Source organism: Arthrobacter sp. GMC3, from assembly GCF_002929305.1.
In the GTDB taxonomy this organism is placed as follows: domain Bacteria; phylum Actinomycetota; class Actinomycetes; order Actinomycetales; family Micrococcaceae; genus Specibacter.
Map to the genome: position 1 here is coordinate 1 of NZ_PJIO01000059.1, position 894 is coordinate 894.

The 894-nt window shown below is 59.3% G+C and carries 1 pseudogene; it reads right to left on the reverse strand.

The features are described 5' to 3' along the window. Positions 1-119, reverse strand: a pseudogene (locus tag CXQ94_RS23635) (DNA-binding response regulator); the annotation flags it as partial. Positions 120-894: the final 775 nt, after the last annotated feature.

Consider the following 894-nt stretch of genomic DNA (forward strand, 5'->3'; position numbering starts at 1 on the left):
GCGCCATCCGATTCGATCGACACCTCGAAGCCGCCACTGCTCTGCAGGTATTCCTGCGTCAGCTCGGCCAGCCGTCGATCGTCCTCGACGATGAGAATCCGCCACGTCTCTTGCTCCATCCCCGCCCCCTGTCAGACCGTCAGGCCACAAACGAACAGCGCGCATTGTACCCAACGCCCGGCCCGGCACGATGCACAAAAAGCGGACAGCGGCAAACACAACATGTAGTGTCATTGACCATCATCAAAATATGCCCGGCGGCGCGTATTTCGTCGGCATTCGACCGAGCGCCGCAGCCATGCGGCCTGCGGCCGGACGCCGCGCTTTCACCCACAATCCGCACACACGTTATCCACAGGTTATCCCAGACAGCTGCCTTGCATTGGCCCGGAGCCAGCATTATCTTGTCGCTCCTGCGCGCCTTGACCCCCAGATATTGGGCCTGCGCACCGTAACTGACACAATCGAGACATTATTCGAGAGCTGGGCTATCGCCCTGCCTCCCATTGCTCTGCAACACCGTCGGCAGCCTCAGGTCAAGCATTAATGCAAGCCTTCGACAGTCGTCTCCCTGACTTCAAGCGCGGAACTAGCAGCTGTGCTCGGAGGCAAGACAAAACACAACATATTGTGTTGACAGTTTTTCCAGCCTGACTATCCTTCCGGCAACGACTTAGCTCGTCAGCGGCCTAGTCAGGACTATTCCTTGCGATACCACCATGCACCGCGATGCGGGGCATGGCTCATGCAGTAACGACGCCCGGGCTCAACAAAGCCCGCGCAGACAGAACCAGAACCGCGACTAAAAGAGAGAATCCGGAGCCCCCATGCAGAACCCATCCACTCGCGAGAACCCGCTGTCAGCCGATGCACCGGATCTGGCGGCTACCGCCC